Origin of the sequence: Zhurongbacter thermophilus, from assembly GCF_026184435.1 — a bacterium.
Lineage (GTDB): Bacteria > Coprothermobacterota > Coprothermobacteria > Coprothermobacterales > JAADFF01 > JAADFF01.
In genome coordinates this window covers 80229-102778 of sequence record NZ_CP046447.1, presented here as the reverse complement: position 1 = coordinate 102778, position 22550 = coordinate 80229, and the positions used below count along the sequence as shown (strand labels likewise).

General features: G+C 42.4%; 18 protein-coding genes. 7 read left to right on the top strand and 11 right to left on the bottom strand.

Annotated elements, in window-relative coordinates:
* Positions 1-61: 61 nt before the first annotated feature.
* Both GM182_RS00460 and GM182_RS00455 read right to left on the bottom strand, forming a co-directional pair.
* Complete coding sequence (locus GM182_RS00460) at positions 62-1021, bottom strand: inorganic phosphate transporter (RefSeq protein ID WP_449186636.1); 960 nt, start codon at positions 1019-1021, stop codon at positions 62-64.
* Between the two features lie 13 nt (positions 1022-1034).
* Positions 1035-1679: a DUF47 domain-containing protein gene (locus GM182_RS00455; protein ID WP_449186635.1), complete on the bottom strand. Its 645-nt coding sequence runs from the start codon at positions 1677-1679 to the stop codon at positions 1035-1037.
* 151 nt (positions 1680-1830) lie between these two features.
* Here GM182_RS00455 and GM182_RS00450 point away from each other — a divergent pair, with 151 nt between their 5' ends.
* Complete coding sequence (locus GM182_RS00450) at positions 1831-2895, top strand: hypothetical protein (RefSeq protein ID WP_449186634.1); 1065 nt, start codon at positions 1831-1833, stop codon at positions 2893-2895.
* A 49-nt stretch (positions 2896-2944) separates the two neighbouring features.
* On the opposite strand, the gene GM182_RS00445 is transcribed toward GM182_RS00450, so the two are convergent.
* Together GM182_RS00445 and GM182_RS00440 are read right to left on the bottom strand one after the other, a co-directional pair.
* On the bottom strand, positions 2945-3403 hold the full coding sequence (locus GM182_RS00445) for a flavin reductase family protein (protein WP_449186633.1): 459 nt from the start codon (positions 3401-3403) through the stop codon (positions 2945-2947).
* 5 nt (positions 3404-3408) lie between these two features.
* Positions 3409-3999 (bottom strand): metal-dependent hydrolase, encoded by a 591-nt coding sequence (locus tag GM182_RS00440; protein WP_449186632.1) that lies wholly within the window; start codon positions 3997-3999, stop codon positions 3409-3411.
* A gap of 81 nt (positions 4000-4080) precedes the next feature.
* On the opposite strand from GM182_RS00440, the gene uvrB reads away from it, so the two are divergent.
* Together uvrB and GM182_RS00430 are read left to right on the top strand one after the other, a co-directional pair.
* Positions 4081-6051: an excinuclease ABC subunit UvrB gene (uvrB, locus tag GM182_RS00435; RefSeq protein WP_449186631.1), complete on the top strand. Its 1971-nt coding sequence runs from the start codon at positions 4081-4083 to the stop codon at positions 6049-6051.
* Between the two features lie 244 nt (positions 6052-6295).
* Positions 6296-7222: a DUF2202 domain-containing protein gene (locus GM182_RS00430; RefSeq protein ID WP_449186630.1), complete on the top strand. Its 927-nt coding sequence runs from the start codon at positions 6296-6298 to the stop codon at positions 7220-7222.
* Positions 7223-7469: 247 nt separating this feature from the next.
* On the opposite strand, the gene GM182_RS00425 is transcribed toward GM182_RS00430, so the two are convergent.
* On the bottom strand, positions 7470-8555 hold the full coding sequence (locus GM182_RS00425; protein WP_449186629.1) for an SLC13 family permease: 1086 nt from the start codon (positions 8553-8555) through the stop codon (positions 7470-7472).
* Positions 8556-8708: 153 nt separating this feature from the next.
* Between GM182_RS00425 and GM182_RS00420 the strand changes: the two genes are divergently transcribed.
* On the top strand, positions 8709-10334 hold the full coding sequence (locus GM182_RS00420; protein ID WP_449186628.1) for a methyl-accepting chemotaxis protein: 1626 nt from the start codon (positions 8709-8711) through the stop codon (positions 10332-10334).
* Between the two features lie 20 nt (positions 10335-10354).
* Here the strand turns inward: GM182_RS00420 and GM182_RS00415 are convergent, their stop codons facing one another.
* The 5 genes from GM182_RS00415 to GM182_RS00395 all read right to left on the bottom strand — a co-directional run bounded on the left by GM182_RS00415 (position 10355) and on the right by GM182_RS00395 (position 15603).
* Complete coding sequence (locus GM182_RS00415) at positions 10355-10762, bottom strand: bacteriohemerythrin (protein ID WP_449186627.1); 408 nt, start codon at positions 10760-10762, stop codon at positions 10355-10357.
* A gap of 137 nt (positions 10763-10899) precedes the next feature.
* Entirely contained in the window at positions 10900-12207 is a 1308-nt protein-coding gene (locus GM182_RS00410) for a TldD/PmbA family protein (protein ID WP_449187261.1), read from the bottom strand.
* Positions 12207-13598, bottom strand: a complete 1392-nt coding sequence (locus GM182_RS00405; protein WP_449186626.1) for a TldD/PmbA family protein — start codon at positions 13596-13598, stop codon at positions 12207-12209. The genes GM182_RS00410 and GM182_RS00405 overlap by 1 nt, the downstream gene beginning before the upstream one ends.
* Positions 13599-13603: 5 nt before the next feature.
* Positions 13604-15061, bottom strand: a complete 1458-nt coding sequence (locus GM182_RS00400; RefSeq protein WP_449186625.1) for a DnaJ domain-containing protein — start codon at positions 15059-15061, stop codon at positions 13604-13606.
* Between the two features lie 86 nt (positions 15062-15147).
* Positions 15148-15603, bottom strand: coding sequence for a flavodoxin domain-containing protein (locus GM182_RS00395; protein WP_449186624.1), 456 nt, complete (start codon positions 15601-15603; stop codon positions 15148-15150).
* Between the two features lie 244 nt (positions 15604-15847).
* Here GM182_RS00395 and GM182_RS00390 point away from each other — a divergent pair, with 244 nt between their 5' ends.
* Positions 15848-17665: a hypothetical protein gene (locus GM182_RS00390; RefSeq protein ID WP_449186623.1), complete on the top strand. Its 1818-nt coding sequence runs from the start codon at positions 15848-15850 to the stop codon at positions 17663-17665.
* Between the two features lie 161 nt (positions 17666-17826).
* On the top strand, positions 17827-19602 hold the full coding sequence (locus GM182_RS00385; protein WP_449186622.1) for an SMP-30/gluconolactonase/LRE family protein: 1776 nt from the start codon (positions 17827-17829) through the stop codon (positions 19600-19602).
* Positions 19603-19648: 46 nt separating this feature from the next.
* Here GM182_RS00385 and GM182_RS00380 read toward each other — a convergent pair whose 3' ends face one another.
* A complete protein-coding gene (locus GM182_RS00380; protein WP_449186621.1) occupies positions 19649-20440 on the bottom strand; it encodes a hypothetical protein in 792 nt (263 codons plus the stop codon).
* A gap of 90 nt (positions 20441-20530) precedes the next feature.
* On the opposite strand from GM182_RS00380, the gene GM182_RS00375 reads away from it, so the two are divergent.
* On the top strand, positions 20531-22510 hold the full coding sequence (locus tag GM182_RS00375; RefSeq protein WP_449186620.1) for an immunoglobulin domain-containing protein: 1980 nt from the start codon (positions 20531-20533) through the stop codon (positions 22508-22510).
* Positions 22511-22550: the final 40 nt, after the last annotated feature.

The following is a 22550-nucleotide window of genomic DNA, read 5'->3' as shown; positions in this document are numbered from 1 at the left end:
ATTATACCACACAAAAAAGAGGGAGCCTGAGGCCCCCTCTTTTCCCATATCGCAATAAAATTTATCTTGCCAGATTAACGACAAACATTATTAGTGCTGCCAAAAGACCTGCTATTGTAGGGGTACCTATCCACCCAAAGATGATTTTCTTTACCGTCTGCTTATCTATACGATTAACACCTTCCACAAATCCCACACCAATAACACCACCAACAACAGCCTGTGATGTAGACACAGGCACACCGACAACGGCAAAGAAGTGAACGGTAATAGCCTCAGCAAGAACAACGACAAGAGCTGTATATGGTGAAAGTCTTACTATCCCCTCACCCACTGTTTCCATAACCTTCTTTCCGTATGTAAGGGCGCCCAGACCAATGGAGAGACCACCAAGCAGAGCCCCCATAAATGGTGAAACGACCTTGGCATTGACAAAGACGCCCATAACATTGGCAACATTGTTGGCACCAAGGGAATATGCACCATATATGCCGGCTATAAGGAGTCCCCAGAAGATAAAATTATCCCACCAAAACAGACCCCGCGAGAATTTTAAGATGAGCGGTTTTAAGATGAAGTATAAAAGAAATGCTATAGCACCAGCACCAATAGGAGTAGATATCCAAGAGATAACAACCTTACCCAGAGGAGAAAGATCCAAGGTACCATTAACGGCACCAGCACCAATGATTGCACCAACAATAGCCTGAGATGTAGAGACGGGCAAGCCCAAATATGTCATAAGTGTAACAGTCAAGGCAGCAGAAAGAGCTATCCAAAATGCCTGCCACGGTGTCATAGCACCAAATCTACCCAAAGTTTGAAAACCGGCATAACCTTCTAACACTGCACCTAGGGTAGCAAATATCAGAATAGATACACCAGCCCATAAAAATGGAATAACCCTTGTAGCAACAGCTGTTCCAAAGACATTAGCAGCATCATTGGTACCAAGAGCCCAACCAAGATAAAGCCCCGAAGATAAAGGTCCATAAGACTTCAGCCACGCGGGGAACTTCATATCAGCTCCCCCCTTAGATTTGTCTTATGGCTATAATCTGCTCTACCACAGATGCCACATCTTCTAAAGCATCAGAGATATCGGCAAGCTTTTCAATAAAATTAAGATACACATATTTCTCCGCAATAGACACATCCCACCTTCTTAGCTCGGCAATAAGAGCCCTTTCCAGACCATCAACCTCAGACTCCAAATCGTCTACCTCTTCGGCCTTAGCCTTGGCCTTTTTAAAGTCCTCAAATAGGAACTTGACCATCTCTTTAGCAGATTTCATTTGCTTTACTGTGATTTCCATAATCTGGGCAAGCTGTCCCCTCATATCCTCGGGAAATTTCAGATGGGCAAACAGAAACACATGGTCCACAATAGACTCTGCCTTATTGGCAACACCATCAACCCTGTCAACAAGTCTCATAAGCTCTACCTTGGTTTCCGGCAGAAGTCTAGAATGCATAATAGATTCTGTGGCCTCTTCCTGCATATCATCAGCTTGTCCCTCAAGATCATGAACAAGCTTCATTAAACCACTCAGCTCATCAATATCCATATCCTCCTTTAGATACTGCCTAAGCACCTCATTAAAGGCCTCAAGTGTTTTTTCTACAAGGGACATATGGTCCATAATACGTTTAACAACTGTAGATATGCCTCCAATCATAGCGGTGCACCTCCTTTACATTAATTTTAGAAGTGTGCTTTATTTTACTACAAATAAAGTGGAGAAACATCTTTTACGAAAAGTGTCACAAAGTGTCACATACATGCGTATATATAAGTGGAAAAACAAAAACATGAAGGAGGGATGGAGTATGAAGAAGATAGGAACAGTCATGCTAGCAGGATTCATAGCCCTAGCAATCTTTATTAGTCCTATGGTGTTTTCTATGCCAGATAGTGCTTATGCTGCCGCTCAATCCACACAGGAGGTTAATAGTATAGGCACTTTACCAGTGGATGCTCCTATGCATCGAGGAGGTAGAGGGGACAAAGGCCACAAACCTTCCCAACAGCAGATTATAGGCATACTGGCAGAGTGGTCAGGTTTTTCTGCGGAGGACATAGCAGCTATACAGAAGCAGTATAATCTTGGTATCCCACAGCTTATTAACACAGTAATTCTTGCAAAGGCTGGAAACATCTCTCTTGAAGAAGCTGCAAAGATCGTATCAGAAGGAAACCTTAAACAGTATATAGAGCAGAATAAACTTCAAGAGAAGTTCATGGAAACTCGCAGAGAACTGGCTCAGTATATGAGAGGCTTCAGAGATGGTTTCAAGCATGGTGTTAGACACGCCCAGAAAAAGGCTCCCGGTATCAAAGGCAGAGTATGGAACGACTTTACCAGTGTACTGGCAAATTGGGCCGGTATACCAACCCAGACAATTGCCAGCATTCAAAAAGATTACAACCTCAACCCCGCACGCACCATTAATGCCGTTGTTCTCGCTAAGGTAGGCAATATAGATTTGCAGGTGTCTGCCAGTATTGTAGTAAATGGCAACTTGCGCAGTTACCTAGATCAGCAGGGTCTTACCGAAGCTTTCCAGACAGCAAGACAGGAAGTTATGCAGCTTCTGAGAGAGGAAGCTCAGAATCTTAAGGAAAAAGCTGAGGATAAAGTATCAGAAGTTCTTGCTCAGTGGTCTGGATTTGACAAAGATAAAATAGCCAAACTAATAGAAGAAAAGAATGTAGGTTATGCCGTAACCGTTGTCGTGCTTGGCAAAGTTGCAGGTATTTCTTTAGATGAAGCCAAACAGATTGTAGACGATGGAAAACTTATGACATATATCAGAGAAAACAACCTGTTTGTAAAATTCAGACAGGCAAAGATGGAAGTAATGAGACTCATATCCCAGGCCCTCAGACCATAACATACAGCTATACTATTCCCGTCGCCCCCGCATATGCGGGGGCGTTTTTTCAAAATTCCTTTATCTCCATATCCTTGATGAATATCAAGCCATCTTCACCGTAGAGGATGGGAGGCTTATCATCCACAGTTCTTTCTGTCTTCACTTTCCCTATCACAAGTACATGATCACCAGTTTCTACCATATTCACCACTTCTGCTGTAAAGTACTCAATAGCACCATCTATTACTGGAACATCATCAATAAGCACATATTGCGTACCAGACCACTTATTTCCCGATTTGCTACCAAAGCGTAAAACAACATCAAGGTTATCTTCTGACATCAGCGAAACAGCAAATCTACCCGCCTTTCTGATTCCCTCAAGTGTTCGCCTGTTTTTCCCAACACCCACCGCAACAAGAAGAGGGGCAAATGACACCTGAAACACCCACGCTACTGCCATCCCATAGAGCTCATCTTCATATTTGGTGGCTAGTACCCCCACAGAAGAATATATCTTTTTCAAGACTATCACCTCCACACAGGTATAAAACAAAAATACAGGAGAAAACATACACCCAAAAAGGAAAGCAAGAAAATTCCTTCCATCCACGTTCCTGTCTTTACTCGAATTTTTTCAGGCAACACATAGAAATGTTTTTCACTATATGGAAGAAACAAAGGAATACCAGACACTGTCATGGCATCTTCAACAAGATGAAGAATATATCCTACTAACCCTGTTAAAGCCCAAACCATAGCCAGTTTAAAGATTAGCATATCAAAGAGGAAATAGACAATAGACAATGAAATAATCAGGCCTGTAACAAATAGCCCTAACCCTACAACAGAGTGAGTTATAGTTCGGTGCTTTTTATAACCTGTCACGAGAGCTCCTATGGCAAGCAGCACTATACTTGGTAGAAATAGAATACCCGCCTGTGCGAATCTATCAGATAACTTTTTAGACATCCCCGACCAGAAAATATCAAAGTCAGGAACAACTGCACCCGACATAGCCGATACTACCCCAACATATACATACCATATAGGTAAACCCAACATTTCCATAACAGAAAACACAATTAATCCAGCAGTTGCACTATGGGTAGCCCCTGTCATAACTTATCCACACCTCCTGCTCTAATATTAACACTTCATAAACAGAAAACTGCTTGGTAACATATAGAGGGAGGTGGATATATGCCATTTAAACTGGTGGCTCCTTACAGCCCACGAGGTGACCAGCCACAGGCTATCAAGAAGCTGGTGGAAGGGCTGAAACAGGGATACAGGCATCAGACACTCCTTGGTGTAACAGGCTCTGGTAAGACATTTACCATGGCAAATGTCATAGCTCAGTGGGGAAGACCTACTCTTATACTCTCTCCCAACAAAGTGCTTGCCGTCCAGCTTTATAGAGAATTTAGAGACTTTTTCCCAGAAAACGCCGTTGAGCTGTTTATCTCATATTACGACTACTACCAGCCCGAGGCATATATACCAGCCACAGACACTTACATCCCCAAAGACTCTTCTATCAACGAGCAGATAGACAAGATGAGGCTCTCTGCCATATCCTCCCTTGTATCTCGTGATGATGTCATTGTTGTGGCATCGGTATCTGCTATCTATTCTCTTGATAACCCTATTAAATTCAGACGTTACACACTACCGGTATCTGTCGGCAGAGAGTTAAGCATACAGAATTTCTCCAGAAGACTTGTCAAGATGGGATATGAAAGGGAACATACAGCACTCACACCGGGCAAATTCCGCATCAAGGGCGACCTCATAGAGGTATATCCCCCAACATCGGAGGGCATTATCAGAATATATGTTGATGAAGACGATGTTGAGCGTATTGTCGAGGTAGACCCCATTACCCACGACATAACCTTTAAGTATCACTCCTATACTTTTCTGCCCGCTACATACTATGTAAGAGAAGTAGAGGAGATGGCACAGATTGTAAAAAAGATAGAAAAAGAGATGAAGGAACGTGTAGAGTGGTTTAAGAAACAGGGCAAGCTGGTGGAGGCACAAAGGCTTGAGCAGATTACCCGCTCAGATATGGAAATGCTCCTGACAACCGGCTGGTGCAAGGGTATAGAAAACTACTCTATGTATCTCACAGGGAGAAAACCGGGAGAAAGGCCATATACGCTCCTTGATTACTTCCCCGATGATTTCCTACTCTTTATAGACGAAAGCCACCTTGCCGTGCCACAGCTGAGGGGCATGTATCATGGCGATATATCACGAAAAAAGACACTAATAGAGTATGGTTGGAGACTACCATCGGCACTGGAAAACAGACCTCTAAGACCTGAAGAGTTTTGGGAACTGGTAGATAAAGTGATATTTGTATCTGCAACACCTGGTGATTATGAACTTGAGGTATCTCATCAGGTGGTAGAACAAATTGTCAGACCAACAGGACTGCTGGATCCCGAAGTAGAAATACGACCTGCCACTGGACAGGTAAAAGATGTGCTAAAAGAGGCAGCAGATAGAGCTGAGCGTGGTGAAAGGGTGATAATCACCACCGTAACAAAGAAACTGGCAGAAGAAGTGGCCCAGTATTTCACATCACTTGGTGTCAAAGCACGGTATATGCATCACGATATTGACACCATAGAGAGGGCTAAAATACTCAGGCAGTTTAGAGAAGGTGTATTTTCTGTGCTTGTTGGTGTCAATCTGCTCAGAGAGGGACTGGACCTTCCCGAGGTGACACTCGTTGCCGTGCTTGATGCTGACAAAGAAGGTTTCCTACGCTCTTATCGTTCCCTTATACAGGTTATGGGCAGGGCGGCCCGCAATGTACTTGGCAAGGTTATACTCTATGCCGACGAGATTACCCCATCTATACAGAAAGCTGTAGAGGAAACCCGCAGGCGTAGAAAGATACAAGAGGAGTACAACCGCAAGCATGGTATTACCCCACAGACCATACAGAAGAAGATAGAAAACTTCCTTGATTTCCTCGAAGGTGAAAAGCCTATATCCTCTTATGAATCAATGAGCGATGAAGAGATTAGGGACCTCATAGCTATGTGGGAGAGCAAGATGTACGAGCATGCCGAAAACCTTGAGTTTGAAAAGGCTATTGAGTACCGCGATAAGATAGAAAGACTAAAGGCAATGCTAAAGAGGAAGCACAAGGTGTGAGAATACAGTCGCCCTTGTGAACTACAGAAATGCCCCTAATCTATGTGTCTATCTAAACATTTCCTCTTTTTCATCGGTATTTTCCCATCCTTTTCTGTAATTATTCCAAAGTGTCACAAAAAGCATTCCTGTGCGTATATATAGGTGAAGATGAAAAAAGACGACCTCAAAGAAGAGAGAGCAAAAGAAAGACACAGAGCCCATAAGGGCAAACCAAAACATGAAAATAAAGGAGGGATCAGTCATGAGACTGACAGATAAGATAAAGGGAACATGGACTAAGAAGATAGTAGCAGGAGTAGTAGGTGTAGCACTACTGGCAGGAGCACCTGCAGTATATGCAGCATCTACAGGAACTACATATACAGGTGCAGTAAACACAGCAGTACAGACAGTATTGGGCACCAGGCCTCAAGATGGAACAGGCATGATGTATGGTAAGCAAAATGAGGTAGACAGAGGTGGATACGGTAGAGGTTCGGGCACCGGTATGAACCTACCAGCACCATCTGAGCTTAGTGAAGATGAAAAGGCAGATCTACTGTATATGGCAGAGGAAGAGAAAGTTGCAAGGGATGTATACATCACCTTATACGACAAATGGGGAGAGCAGGTATTTCAGAATATCTCCCAGTCTGAACAGAGGCACATGGATGCCATAGCAACACTGCTTGATAGATATGACATAGAGAGTCCAGTAATAAATGAGGTAGGTAAATTCACCAATCCTGACCTACAGGCACTGTACGACAAGTTGGTGGCACAGGGAAGCGAGAGTGTAGAAGAGGCACTAAAAGTAGGAGCACTGATAGAAGAGGTAGACATCAAGGACCTTGAAGAGGCTATAGCGAGGACAGACAATGAGGATATAAAGCAGGTATACGAGAACCTGAAGAATGGCTCATATCATCACCTGAAGGCATTTGTAACGACATTGGAGAAATATGGAGAAGAGTATAGCCCACAGGTATTAAGTGAAGAGGAATATCAGGAAATCATAAGCATGGAGATAGGAAGATATGGCAGAGGGAACGGACAAGGGCATGGGCATGGAAAAGGACATGGAATCAATGGAGAAGGAAATATGCAGGGCATGGGAGGCATGATGCAAGGGAACATGCAGAAGGGTATGCATGGAGGCATGAAAGCAGGCATGGGAGGAAACAGATAAGGGACAGATAGTAAAAGCACGGGTTTCTGCCTATCCTACACCCTGTGAGAAGAACAACATACAGATAGGAATAGGCTCAACACAACACACCGCCTTTCACATAGGAAGCCCCCTTACGGGGGCTTCCTCTTGTTGTTTTACATTTTATTAGCGCATCCTTTGGCTATACATGTGAGGCAAGAAGGGGGCTTTTATTCTAAGATGATCAGCAACACAACATTCTCTCTTAAAGTCAGGACCAGACAATCTACACCCAAAACCACATAAACGCTATCAATATGGCCAAAAAGGCAAAGCTGTATACATGGAAGTACCACAGATAACGGTCTTTACCCACCCTACGCACATATATGTTGTAACTTATGAGGTTCGCCATAGAGGCTATCAGTGTCCCCACCCCTCCAACCGACACACCTATAAGAAGTGGTTTCCAGAGCGGTGTGATATCTGCCAGTATAGTAGCCGTCGGCACATTGGATATGACTTGAGATAGAAAAGCAGAAAGCAAAAATACCGATTTAGACGATGTTAGAGGTTCCGGATTATACATATGCGTGATACTTCCACTGATGAAAAAGAAACTAACAAATATAAGCAAAAGCGAAAAGTCAACATCAGCCCACACATCTTGGTGCCACAGAGAATAAATACCGAGTATAACAGCAAGAATGGTAAGAATAAACACATCGTCTAAGAGCACACCATAGAGAAATAGAGGAAGAGATAAAACATACCATATGGCCCATGACTGAGTAGAAACTTCACCTTTTATAGAAAGCGATTTCTTATCAACAAACACATAAGCAGACACAAGAAGCAAGAAAACACCCAAAGCGGTAAATGGCCATATAGCTGAGATAAACTGTGAAAAATCTAGGCCATAGTAGGCATAGATGTATATGTTCTGTGGATTACCAAATGGTGTCAAGCTACTACCAACATTGGCTGCAATAGTGACAAATATAACAGGCCACATAGGCGACAATTCCAGTGAGAGAAATACCCTTATTGTAAATGGCACCATAACCATTAGAGCTATGTCATTGGTAACAAAAGCCGAAAACACAGCAGTAATAATAATAAGCATAGTCGTGGCCTGAAAAGTTCCATGCGCTCTGTCCATAAAAACATAAGAAAGCCATCTTAAAACTCCACTACGCTCAAGTCCTCCGCTTATAAGCATCATTGTAAAAAGCACAAGCAAGACCTTGGCATCATGATAACCAATATAGCGGTGAAGAGGACCTCTATCAAATGCATACAAAACAATAGCAACAGTAACAGAAACTACTAGCAACCAGTTATTTTTGAACCAGTTCTTTATTTTCACCATACATCTTAATACTACATCGCTTTCAGAAAATAAGTGTCACATTTTTAATATATGTAGCGTTTATATATATGAACATAACAAGACATGGTAAAATCTCAAGAAGAAAATTAATAGATAGCTAAACATTTAAACAGGTTATATGGAGGTGATTCTATGAAAAAGCTGGGAAAAGTTCTTATATTCACAGCTGTAATGATGGTAGTGGGAGCTATAGCAATGTTAACTGCCCTATACAACATAAATGCACTATTCGATACAACCAATGACTTCCTTGTGCTTAAGGACGATATATATACGGCCAATATGGCAATCAACGACTATATCATTACAGGTGATAAATCCGAAATCAACGATTACCACCAGCTATTAAGCCAAATAAACGATCAGATAGCCTTGCTGAAAAAAGAACTCAAAGGGGAGAATTTGAGCCTACTCATAAACATTGAGAATCAACTTAAAGACCTTGACAAAGTTGCAGAGGAAATATTCTCATATGATAAACCCGCCGGAAATCCTCAATGTATCGAACTCATGCATAAGGGAGACAGTATTGCAGAACAAATAGGGGATAACATCGACAAGATTTACTCTAATTTAAAAGCCAGTACGGCAAGTGGAATATACCTAACAGGAGGGTTAATTGTAGCCTGTCTGGCAATATTACTTATCATTGTCATCTATAGCATATACATACAGGCCAATGCCCTCAAGGCCACCAAAGAGCTTGAAATAGTATCTGAAAAACTTGAAAACGGATACATAAATATAGAAACACAGAAAGAAGCACTAAAAACAGAAGTTGGTATAGCCGTTAACAAGATTCTAGACTTTATAAAGAATAAACTATCCCCCATTATTCTCTCTGTTGTGCAAACTAACCAAGCTCTTGAACAGATGTCCGAAAATTTAGCCCAAAAAGCGCTAACATTAGAAAATTCTGTAGAAGAATTCTCAGCCTCTGTAGAAAACTCTCGTCAGCATTCAGAGGAAATAGAGAAAAATATATCAGCTACTCTGGATAGTGTTTCTGAAATCCTTAGTGGTACATCTGAACTTGCCGATTCTGCAACCAACATGGCTGGTATTTCTGCTGAGCTAACATCTGCTATAGAAGAAGGTCTTGAAGCAATGGAAAAGCTGGACAATGCTATTAAAGAAGTGGCTTCCCGTAGCCAAAATGCATCAGATAAAGTTGAGAACCTACTAGAATTTACCGATACTATCAGCAATATCGTTAAAACTGTTGGAGACATCGCAGAACAGACAAACCTTTTGGCCCTTAATGCCGCTATTGAGGCAGCAAGAGCCGGTGAGGCAGGTAAGGGATTTGCCGTTGTTGCCGATGAAATCAGAAAATTGGCAGAGGGAAGCAGAAGAGCCGCCGATGAAATAGGACAGGTATTAAAAGATGTTATAAAGGGAATACAAGAAGCCAAAACAGATATGGGAAGTGTAGCAGAGGGTATAACACAAACAGTAGAAGTTAAAGAGAAAACCCTCAATATATTCCATAATATACACAATCAGGCAGGAGTGCTTAGTGAAAAAGCAGAATCCTTGGCCGCACTTTCAGAGGAGCAAACAGCAGCATCACAGCAAATATCCTCTTCTCTGAAAGAGGTGGAATCGTCTGTAGAGTATCTAACCAATGTCATAGAACGCATAGGAGCAGAGGTATCCACACTAAAACTAACATCCGAAGATTTGAGTAATACTTCTCATAAGCTGAAAGATATTGTTGCCGTACTCACGGAAAAGCTTTCCTTCTTCAAGATATAATCTCTCCAGGAGAAGATGGGCTAGGATCCCATCTTCTCCTTTAAATACTTCCCCATCTTTTTATCGACATTCATAATATGATTTTCTATCCACGACACAAGTCCTTTTTCTATACGTCTCTCCATTTCGGGAGATGGACCTAACATAATAAAGTCGTCCATCAGCTTGTTTAAATCCTTGGTAAACGCCCTGTGCTCCTTTACATGTTCGTCCATATCTGGATAAGCATATTTATCCATCAACGTCTCCTCCGTTTCAAAATGAAGAAGCACATAATCAACAAGAAAATCTAATATTTCTTTTATCTCACCGGGGTTGGTATCATACTTTTCCACAAGCTTATTAAGGCTATTTACAAGGGAACGGTGCTGCATATCTATTTCGGGAATACCTAACATAAACTCATCTGACCACTCGATCTTCTTCACCATGTACACCCCCTTACCACCACTATTATATGATTAGTTGCGTAAAAAAGCATAAAAAGAATATTGTTCTTAATATAATCTGACAAATAAAAAAGCGGAGGGTATATACCCTCCGCCTACCCTCTACGGGAGGAGAATTATCCCGTTATCTTCAGTCCCTCAAAGGCAACCTTAGGTGCACCAAACACACCACTACCCATTGTGAGAAATTCTACATCGCTATCGGCTGCGGCTATTCTGCCAAGCATCTCCCAGAAGTTACCACTGACGGTGACACCCTGCACGGGTATGCGCTTGTCTCCATCTATGAAGACACCGTCAACACCAACTGACATTGTACCACTAATAGGGGAAAATCCACTGTGCACTCCCTTAACAGAGGTAACAAGGAAGTATTTATCCAGGTCAGACAATGGTTTTTTACCCTTTATCTCAATATATGTAATGGCAGGGCTTACAGACGGGAGTGATGCCCAAGAATGCCTAAAGCCATTGCCTGTTGAAACAGCTCCAAACTCAGCAGCAGACTTGAGATCGTACATAAATGAACGAACAACACCGCTGGAAAGGAGCTCTTTCTTCTGCACTGGCATACCCTCATGGTCAAATGGTATTTTGAATGGCAAATCGGGATGCTCAGGACCATCTATGAGGTAAAATCCGTAGTCGGCTATACGCTGGTCTTTCTTACCGGCAAGATAAGACTTGCCCCTACCCACTGCCTCACCGTCAAACTGACCGATGGCAGAGAGGAATATCATGGCAAATTCATAGGTATCAAAGACAACAGGCACATCGGACACCGAAAGCCTCTCACCATCAAGAGAAGACTCTGCACGGGCTATGGCACGGGATACAACACTGTCTATATCCAGCTCAGATGCCTTTTTACCAAATGTAAAAGCAAAAGAGCCATTCATGCCTTTTTTACCTCTTAGAAGAACCCATGCCATCAGGTAAGACATGCTTTCCCACCAGTCTACAAGACCACCGGCCGTATTCATTACAACAAAGCGACTGCAAGACTGCACCACGCTGGAGTTATCGGTAAACACCCTGCTATCGGTATACAGCTTATCTTCCAGCTTCAGGAGAATATCTTTAATATCAGATTCTTCTTCCTCTCTTTCATCTTCTCTAACATGGTAGCCACCGGGAAACTTTATCTCTGGCATTTCATCAGATAGCTCCCATGTGCCTTTTGCCATCTGAAGGGCCTTATCTATACCGTCTTTGCTCCAATCATTGGAATAGGCAAATCCCATCTTACTATCTTTATACAGGCGAATACCATATCCCTTGGAGGATACCTTCTGTGCCTTTTCTACATTCTTCTGCCTCATATCCACAGAGGTTCTATAACCTTCAGAGGCAAATACCTCTCCTTCAAATCCCATATGTTTAATCTTATCTATGATATATTCCACCATTGGTCTCACCATCATCACTTCGTCCCCCCCACAAGAATGCTATCCACATACACATATGGCTGGCCTATACCGGCAGGCACGCTTTGACCACCTTTACCACACATACCCGGAGAAAAGTCCATGTCTTCCTCACCGGAAACACCCACAATATGGGAGAGTATCTCCAGTCCATTACCTGCCAATGTGACATTCTTAACAGCCTTACCAATCTTGCCGTTTTCTATGAGATAACCCTCTGTGACACCAAAGACAAAGTTGCCAGTAGATGGGTCAACCTGTCCACCGCCAAAGCGCACGGCGTATATACCCTTCTTGATATCTGCCACCATATCCTCAAACTTGTCACTCCCTGGTGCCAAATATGTATTCCTCATACGAGGCAGTGGAGCATGAAGATAGCTCTGTCTTCTACCACTAGAGGAATGGGGAAGCCCTGTCAAGAGATGTTCCCTGTAATCCACCATGTATGCCTTCAAAACTCCGTTTTCAATAAGGACAGTATGCTGATTCTCAAAGCCTTCATCGTCAAACTGACCACTGCCCCACTCACCGGGCAATGTGCCGGAGTCTATCAGCGTTACCTTGTCTGTACCTATCTTCTGGCCAATCTTATCTTTGAAAACAGATGTTCCCTTTCTGATACCATCGGCCTCAAGACCATGACCTGTTGCCTCGTGGAATATGACACCGCCAAAGCCTGGTGCCAAAATAACAGGCAGATTACCAGAGGGGGCATCTATGGCACTGAGGTTTGTCACGGCAACTTTAGCGGCCTTCTGTCCTACCTCATATGGGTCTACAGAGGTCTCAAATAGCTCTATACCAATAGCCTTTCCCGGTGCAGAGAAACCACGCTCAAGATAAGAGCCCAGTTTTGCAACGGCAGACACGGCAAGTCTTGTCAGCACCCTAAACTCCTCTGTATAGTTGCCAAGAGAGTTGGCAACCCATATATGTCTCTGGCTCTGCACCAAGGACACACTAACCTGAACAATACGCTCAGAAAACGCCCATGCACCTTCGTTGGCCTTCATGACAATGTTCTCGGCAACACTGCGTATGGTATCTGGCATAATGAGGGTACGCTGGGGCCACTGAAATGGTGGTGTCAGTGGCTCAAGGTTTATCTCTACATCTTTAGAGGAACTACCTACCATAGATGCCACAAATCGTGCGGCATCAAGCAGACCTTTCTCTGAAATGTCCTCTGTAGATGCATAGTAAACAACACCATCTTTGATAACCCTCACACCGGCACCAATGGCACCACCCACACTGGGGGTCTCAATTTTCTTGTTCTCCATAGAGATACTGTAGCGTGTGCTGTCCTCCACAAACACATCGGCAAAGTCTCCTCCCCGTGAGAGTGCCTCCTTTAGCACCCTACTTAACACTTCTCTGTCCATACACTTCACTCCCTTCCCATTTTTCTTAGTAACATTTCCTCAGAATACAGTCCCCTCATCACTCCAGATACACTGTCACAGTCTTCCAGAGACATCACATCTAAAAATGCATCTATAGCCCTGAGCTCAGACAGCATTGCAGAAAAGGCATCGGTGGAAGGCACCTGCGGTGATAGCCTGCCCCATACCCGCCCCTTCAGGGCGTCAAATGCCTCATCTATGTCTTCACACTGAAGACATAATATTTTCTCGTGTATAGAGTCAAGCAGTGCAGACACCTCACGCACCACTTCCCCCAGAGAAAGCACCCCCTCAAGGTACCTCCTAAGCTCGTGAAGAAGCATGGGGATTTCAGACCATGTTCTACCGGCAAATACCTCACCACGCGACACCTTTTCTACAAATTCTTGAATATCATAAGGCACATGTGCCTTAAAAAACAATGATGCAACCTCTCGGGCAAGAGCCCGCACCTCATCCATCTCGTCAAGCACGGATGCGGCAGAGCGGTATAGTAACTTCAAACCCTCCACATCAACATCTTTGTCTCCTATAGTCACAGCACCAGACACAAGCTTGGTGATATATGCTTTGATCTCATTCATCCATGGCCCAAAGTATGAATACTTCATCACCCGTTTCTGAAGGTCTGTTGCCATATACACCAGCGATGTCAGGTCGGCTATCTGTCTGCCTATCTCCTCCACCTCTGCAAGCAGCTCATCGGGCATTTTAAACACCCTCGGCTCTAAAAGAAGCCTCAGCCGCGCAGCAAATGAGCGTATCTTACCGGAGATAGACATAGCCGAAAATGTCCCAAGGGGAGACGGTTCGGCCTTCCCCCCAGACGGAAGCGTTGGCATATGAACCCGCTCGGTTCCCTCTAACGACACAATAAGGCTATATGCCCTAAAGTATGCCTCCAGCAGTGTATTAACCTCCCTACTGAGGTTTTTCCAGTGGTTTCCCGCAAGAAACTCACCAAGCCTATACATAAAGCTGTGTCTGATATCTTCCGATAGAACATCCAGTGTGGGCTCTACCTTCTGAAAAATCTTCAGATACAGATATGCCCTCTTAATCATAGGCTCTTGTGTCTTTATAAGCTCCGGTTTACCTATCTGCAGTGCCTTATAGTATGTGCTTAGTGCACCTTTCAGGTCGTATATGAGACGAAACATAGCCGGACACACACTGTAATGGTCAAGCGCCTCTATAAGCATGGCAAGCGACTGTGCTGAAATGGAGAACTGCTCAGCTGGCTTTGTCTTTTTCTTCTCAGATAGAACCTCCATAACAATGAGGTACGCCTCATTAACCTGTGCCATGCGAATCTCAGCATCGGCCTCTGTGCTAACATCTGGGTGATACCGTCGCACAAGAGAGCGGTATGTGTCCTTCAGAGCCTTTTCATCGGGCATCTGCGAAAACCCGAGTATGCGTAGTGCCTCATCTACATTCATATTATTCACCATCTTTATTATATAAAAACTACGAGACGGATATTTATACTTAGGGTTTTAATACACACTAAATAATCACAATAGATTTATTCTCTATCTGCTACAGCCTCAAGCACATGCTTGCCGAAGGTTATAGCATCTTCTCTTGACTGTGGTTTTTCTTTTAGCACATAGCCCATAATATCCCATTGGCATAGAGGCTCTTTGCCCAGTGCTTTTCGCAAAGCACCAAGGTAACGCTTGTATACATACGACTTAAAAGGATGCCCAAACATCTGTGCCATACACACGACAAACAGACACACAGGTTTCTCTTTTAGCTCACTACTGTGCTCCTGTAGCCACTGTCTTACAGGCTTTAGAGGAGACTCGTAGTATACAGGACTACCCACAACAACGGCATCGTAAGAAGATATATCTGTGCACTCAGACACCTTGCATATGTCCACTTCATGACCTGCCTCTTTCAAAGGTTCTGCTATATATCCCGCTATCTTCGCCGTGCTACCCCGCTTTGTGTCATAAACAATGGCAATTTTCACGGCAGACACCCCCTTGTAAACAATGTTTATTACAGTATACAATCGAAGAAAACTTTATAGATAACGAATAACTTAATCATTCTTGATAGCCTTCTCGAGAAACATAGTTTTCTGTTATACAAACAACCCATCAAGGCAATCAATGCATATTTTTATTAAGATTTACAAACATAAAACATGATATACTCTTAAAGAGCAAAAGGCATTTCCAAGATGTAGACAAGCACATTAGGGGGGTGAAATCATGAGAAGATTGACAAAGTACCTGTCAATATTTATTGTACTCACCACCTTATTGGCTTTATTTATAGGATGTACAACAAATCAAAGCACACAGAAAACATCTGTCTTTATAGTGGCAAATCATAAAGATTCTGTAGTATTCAGCAAGGTAGGTGGCCCATCTAAAGAAATCTCCCAAGGACATCTTCTATACGCCGAGGCAAATGGGGACAAGATTCTATCGCTGGTCATGGACAAAGACGGAACATTCAAACTACTCATCACAAACTTAAATACAAATAATACAACGGCAACTGAGATAGCCACAAGTAAAAGTGATAACCCAATACCAGAAGCGATAGCAAAGAAGACACAAAAAGGCACATGGCTCTTGATACCATGGGATAGCACTGCTGTATTGATAGATAAGTCAGGCAATATTTTATTCAACTCACAAAAAGCATTTCCCAACAGAACTCTGCCATGGTCAGACTCAATAGACCAGTATCCACTATATACGCTTGAAGATGGCAGTGCATGGCTCATAACAGCAGACCGAAAGGGAACAATATACGTTGTATACATTGATTCAAAGGGCAATATACAAAAAGACATTAATACTAATATTAGCAGCAAAGACAATGCAAGATTTGGCACATTTGGGGACAATATCGTTGTTGGATATGAAAAGGACGGAATACAAAACATGTGGCAAATCAAGATATTCGCCCCTGACGGCAGGATAGTACTAAATACAGAAAACCTTCCCGACTACAATCATGGATTTACAATGCCGGCAGGTGCCGGTTCACCTGTCACAGATATACTGAACGATAAGATGGTTATTCCCTATATTGATAAGGCAAAGCACATGCATTTACTTATGATAGAGGATAGCGGCAAGATTATATACAACAAGGTTTTAGATATAAATTACGATGAAACAGCCTTAGGTGTATATATACTTGAAGATGGCGGGGTAGTGCTGATTAATCATCAGTGGAAAGATAATGCCACACTTATTCACCTCACATCAGATAACATATACACTGCCTCTGTACCTGATGCATGGGGCTATACCCCACTGGGTCATATCGGCATCATAGAACCTACCAAGACACCTGAAGGTGGTGTTAACTGGTTTTACATATACAACACAGAAACCCACAAAGTAGAGAAGATAGACGGCAAAAATCCCGAGATGTTAGCCCTGCTAAAAGACTATGCCATATTGACAACATACGATAGGCACATCTTTGCACTATCTGAAGAAGGAAAATTTATCAACCTTGACACAATTGGAGTTAAAGGAGAAATATCAAGCAGGCTATACCACAAAGACATGTATAAGTGCAATGGTATTTCGAGGTGTCACATCATACCTACATCACCTATATACTTCACAACTAACGATGGCATAAACTACCATTTATACAAGCTGGAAGACAATTTGAAACTGACACAAATTCACGAGGGAGCTCCCACATATATATCCGATGAAGAACCATTTACATGGGCTATAAAAACGCATACTCGCACAACTTACATGGACAACCATGTGGCATTTACATACGAAGATAAAAAGTTCACAGTGGACAAAGCACCCAATGGTACATATCTATATGTATTTGCCTCAAATGACTATCCTTACATATCTATCATTGCCGTTTTAGATAAATCTCAGCTAATATTCAAACAGTGGCTTATGCCCGATGGTGGTTCGTACTCCTCCTTCTATACAGAGTCTGACCAAGATGGTATCTACAGCGTGTTTGTAGATGCCAATGTTCGCAGCCTAGACAATCCCGGCTCCATATTTGTGTATATAAAGAGACATTAGGGCTCATAGCATATAGCTGAAACACTTACATTTATAAAGCGGACTTATCAAATACTTTGGTTACAAGATAAAAAGTGACCAAATCCGTTACAACATGATATACTTTTAGTGATAGTAAAATTTTTTCTTAACTACCAATGTGTCTAGAGGGGGACAGACATATGAAAACATTAATAAGAATCTCATCGCTTGTTGTAGTATTAACAGTTGTTTTAGCACTGTCTTCATTTGTAGGGTGCACCGGTCCACAGACCACATCTACCACCCATGCATATATGGTAGATACCAAAGACGGCAAGGTTGTGCTCTACAAAGAAGACGGTAGTTCTGAGGTGCTTGATGATGGCAAACTCATGTATGCACAGGGAAATGGTGCAACGCTGACACTGGTTATAGGCGATAGAGATGGTACACAAAAGATCATTAACATAAATCCAGAGACCAGTTCTAAGAGTGAAACAGCCCTTTTTCAAAATCAGAACACGGCAATGGAGGTCATGCCCTACAAACGGGGAGACAGGACATGGCTTTTATTCCCTTGGGAAGGTGTTGCCGTACTGATAGACAGACAGGGCAAAGTGCTATTCAACACCTCAGAATATCTACCAACATACCGCACACCGTGGTGCGATTGCTCGGCAGTAAAACCCATCTATGTTAAAGAAGATGGCTCCGCGTGGATAGAAATGAACGGAGACGACTATGTCTTTTTGTACGTAAATAAAAACGGCAAGGTCGTTCACTCCATAACCATACCAAGAGCCAATGAAGAAACAATCACATGGAACTCCATAGGAGACAACCTACTCATAGCATTAGGATATAACCAAAACAGTCAGTGGCAGTACAAGCTTGTGGCTCCAGATGGACGCACATTATTTGACACAACAACAATGACAGATTACAAGATGAGCCTATGGTTCCCAGCAGGTGCAGGAGGACCTGTGTTTCTTATAAAAGACAATACAGTGTTTATTCCATATGTCAATAAAGACAATACCATATACCTTTTATACCTTGACAAAGACGGTAAGATACTGCAAAACAGAAATCTTGGTATAACCGTTAACCCCGAGGCATCTACAGATAGCTCCTTACCAAATGGTGTAGGAGGAGAAATCTCTGCCCTGGGAGACGACATTATTCTAACCATCTACACAAACGATATGAATAAAGGAGAAAACTATCTTATCTCTCAAGACAGTGTAAAGAAAGTAGATATAGACCCTCATTTCATCACCCAGATAGGAAACATCTTCATAGTACAGACATCTGAAAACAACCAGCTGAAACTTTGCACCTTTGACCCCAGCACGGGCAATGTGACCCCACTGGATAGTGCCAACATAGACGGAGCAGTAAAGTATTTCACAAACATATCTGACAGCATGGGCTTTTTCTACACAGATACAGGCAAGATATACACCATTGACGAAGATGGCAAAGTGAAACAGCTAAGCATAGAGGGTAACATTATCAAAGTGGTAAAAGGAAAAAGCCATGTCTATGTTATTACTCAAGACGGCGACAAAAATGCCTTCTACCTCTACGACATAGACAGCACCGGCACACCCCACAGTCTACTGAGCAAAGTTCAGGTCGAGCCCCAGTTATCCATTCATCCGTTTTTCAGCTGGCATCTACAAACAGGTGCCACAGAGACATATGCAAATAGCACATACCAGATAGACCTCTCAGGTGGCACATGGCATGTTAAGTCTGCACCCAAAGGGCTATCTATATATGCATTTGCATCTACCGACTACAACCATGCACTGGCACTTCTGATAAAAGATGGTAAGGTCATATTCACCAAGGAATTTCACAGTGATTTTTCCCGCATCTACTCAGAAAACAATCAAGGAGTTGTATATAGTCTGCTGATGTTTGGCACAGGAGATATGCCCGGCACATTCATGTATATAGCCACCAAATAGTGCTGGCCACTTTCATATAGTGAGGGGGACATGCGCCCCCTCTTTTTTATTTGCTTATATAAAAACTTGCCTCGTCGTATATACCATCTCCATCATTATCTAAGGCAAATACATCTATAAGGTAGCCTTTTATTGTGGTACCAGTGTAGAACATCTCCCCATGATCTTCTTTGAAGTTGCCATAATCAGCAGATACGCCAAAGTCACCAAGCCACGATATAAATATCTCTTTCATCTTGGCACTGTCTATGGCCTTATCATAGGATTTCCACTGCACCTTGATAAAACCCTGTTCTTTAGGAAACAGCACATCAAACTCTGCACCTGTCAAAGTCACTCCACCATCTGCAACCAACTTCTTTTCAAGGCCAAGATATAGTTCTTTCATTAGCGGATAATAAGATATATCTGGCATCTTCTGTATAACCTTATCCATGGGTTGATTTGTCTTCTTACACACGGCAACATATCCATCTCCGTCGGTTCCCAGCGCCAAACCATCACCACCGATATATGAGACAACACTATCTTTATCTCGTGTTTTTAGCATCACACACAGGGGATACCCCTCCACGATAGGCATATGGATCTCATCAAACGTCAGCATAGATGCCCCAAAGTTTTTCACGGCATCTACTGCCTCAGGTAAAACAGCCTTTACAGTTTTCACATCGGTAGCTGTCGCCCGCTCTGTCTGTGAGGATGTAGACCCCCCAGAAGCGGTATTTTCCACACCGGTAGTAGAAGCAGTATTAGTACCTCCCCCCTGCATGCCACACCCTGTCAAGACAACACCAAAAATCAGAAGCAAAACAACAACCTTTATAAATGTTTTCATAAAAACACCTCCTAGCTTTTCATCATATCACCAATATGTGCTTTACATTATATAATGTATATGATATTCACATAACATAGGGGGTGCATCATGAAAAAGATAAAGACTACAATCACCTTACTAACTGTTCTTGCCCTTTTGCTGTTATCATGTGACAGCCCTACAACCACAAACAAGAGCATTGCCCTTCGCTTAACTCCTGACTTTGAAAAAGGTGCCTATATACTCACTGTAGAAAAAGAGGGTAAAACGGCCACCATCACAGAAAATCTCTACCCTCTGCCCATGCTGACACCTTCTCTGACATCTTATGCTCTACTTGATGGCAAGGTTGTATATCTGGAGGGTATACCACACGAATACTATATAGTATCTCCATACGACATTTACAACTACGATGTTGCACTGAAGATATACGACCTCAATACTATGTCATCTACCACACTACAAACGGCTTCTGATATCAGACTATATAAAACAAACGATACCGTAATGGCTATTATCGTAAAACAACATAGAATTGACTCATGCATCATCGGAGAATCTCTAGAGTGTCAGTCTGTCATAAATAATAACTGGGCTACATTGCCAAATATCTTGGATATCTTACCCACAAATCAGGGCTTGTGGATAACATCCTACGGCAAGGTAGCATTCATAGATAGAGAAAACCAAATACATCATTACAACGCGACATTATACACCCCGTCTTTATACAAGAACTATCTTGTAGGTAATAGCTGGGGAAGCAAAATACACCACATCGTTTTATCTCCTTCAGGTCAATCTTGGAATATACAATTCCAAAGCCCATATATTTCTGAAGGAAATGGGTATAGCATAGGTCAAAACTCTATTGCTATACCATATGTGTCATCAGACGGACACATACATATATACTTATGGAACACCACAAGCACCGTAGATATTACCACCCCTATCATATACAAAAACAATCCACGGGTAAAAATCTCTTATCAAGAGGGAGTATATAATCTCATTGCAAAAGTCAATACCTATGATGTTGTAGCCCATTTAACATTAAAAGAAGATGGTATAGTAGTGGATAAGAACATTGCCCCATACTTCCAAAATGATGTATACATATTCGGCAGAAATTCTGACAAAAACTACGGCCTCTACAATAGCATATATGCTTTAGTAGCAGGCTGGCAGAAAAGAGTATTCTCATCACCCTCAGATGGATGTCTATATGGCTATGTGGGAGACGATAGCAACAAGGTTACTATTGCCGTAATAGATGGATACATGCAAAAGACAGCCACGATATACATCATAGATATACCCAAAGATGGGACACCCCCCATAGTAAGAACAACATTAAACTTACCATATTCAGGTGATATCAAGCTCTTTGGCACATATCACAGAGGGTTATGGGTTGTTATCGCAAACGAAAAAGCATCTACACAGGTTTACTACATTGCCCCAGATGGGCAGATTACAGATTACACCAAGGCATACCTGACCCCAACAGGAATATCTTTAAATGGAAATAACATAGATGGGCTATATGACAAAGACAACCTATGGCTAAAAATAGATGGTCACATTTTATACCTTTCACCCAATGGTACATATAAGGTATTTGACATAGAAGCATACAAAATATACCTGTACAAAGATGGCATTATTGCCACTTATACAGAGAAATCACAAGGCATAGCATACATCACTCCAGATGGTATCAAGTGGAATACAAAGGATATCATCACAGATGGAAACATAGTAGAAGCGTATACCACACCACCTGATACCTTCTACAAGACTTACAAGGACATCATCTTGCTGTTTTACATAAAGAATCATGTGCTACATATGGTAAATCTCAGCAAGAATGGTTCCATGTTGAACGACAAAGCCATCTTGACAGTACCCGAGAAATACACCACCGTAAGCTTGTGGTCTTACTATGAAAATAATCTCATATTGACTATCAGAGATAACCACAAAACCTTATCCATAGCCATTTTACAGTTATTACCTTCAGATAATGGTTATGAAATCAAGAGCATAGTGCCAATACATTCACACGAAGAAATGCCCTAATAGAAATGGGGAGAGCATACGCTCTCCCCACTATCTTAAA

Excerpts from the sequence above, each read along its gene's own strand:
- GM182_RS00460 (WP_449186636.1), bottom strand. The coding sequence starts at position 1,021 with ATGAAGTTCCCCGCGTGGCTGAAGTCTTATGGACCTTTATCTTCGGGG.
- GM182_RS00455 (WP_449186635.1), bottom strand. The coding sequence starts at position 1,679 with ATGATTGGAGGCATATCTACAGTTGTTAAACGTATTATGGACCATATG.
- GM182_RS00450 (WP_449186634.1), top strand. The coding sequence starts at position 1,831 with ATGAAGAAGATAGGAACAGTCATGCTAGCAGGATTCATAGCCCTAGCA.
- GM182_RS00440 (WP_449186632.1), bottom strand. The coding sequence starts at position 3,999 with ATGACAGGGGCTACCCATAGTGCAACTGCTGGATTAATTGTGTTTTCT.
- uvrB (WP_449186631.1), top strand. The coding sequence starts at position 4,081 with ATGCCATTTAAACTGGTGGCTCCTTACAGCCCACGAGGTGACCAGCCA.
- GM182_RS00430 (WP_449186630.1), top strand. The coding sequence starts at position 6,296 with ATGAGACTGACAGATAAGATAAAGGGAACATGGACTAAGAAGATAGTA.
- GM182_RS00425 (WP_449186629.1), bottom strand. The coding sequence starts at position 8,555 with ATGGTGAAAATAAAGAACTGGTTCAAAAATAACTGGTTGCTAGTAGTT.
- GM182_RS00420 (WP_449186628.1), top strand. The coding sequence starts at position 8,709 with ATGAAAAAGCTGGGAAAAGTTCTTATATTCACAGCTGTAATGATGGTA.
- GM182_RS00410 (WP_449187261.1), bottom strand. The coding sequence starts at position 12,207 with ATGATGGTGAGACCAATGGTGGAATATATCATAGATAAGATTAAACAT.
- GM182_RS00405 (WP_449186626.1), bottom strand. The coding sequence starts at position 13,598 with ATGGACAGAGAAGTGTTAAGTAGGGTGCTAAAGGAGGCACTCTCACGG.
- GM182_RS00400 (WP_449186625.1), bottom strand. The coding sequence starts at position 15,061 with ATGAATGTAGATGAGGCACTACGCATACTCGGGTTTTCGCAGATGCCC.
- GM182_RS00390 (WP_449186623.1), top strand. The coding sequence starts at position 15,848 with ATGAGAAGATTGACAAAGTACCTGTCAATATTTATTGTACTCACCACC.
- GM182_RS00385 (WP_449186622.1), top strand. The coding sequence starts at position 17,827 with ATGAAAACATTAATAAGAATCTCATCGCTTGTTGTAGTATTAACAGTT.
- GM182_RS00380 (WP_449186621.1), bottom strand. The coding sequence starts at position 20,440 with ATGAAAACATTTATAAAGGTTGTTGTTTTGCTTCTGATTTTTGGTGTT.
- GM182_RS00375 (WP_449186620.1), top strand. The coding sequence starts at position 20,531 with ATGAAAAAGATAAAGACTACAATCACCTTACTAACTGTTCTTGCCCTT.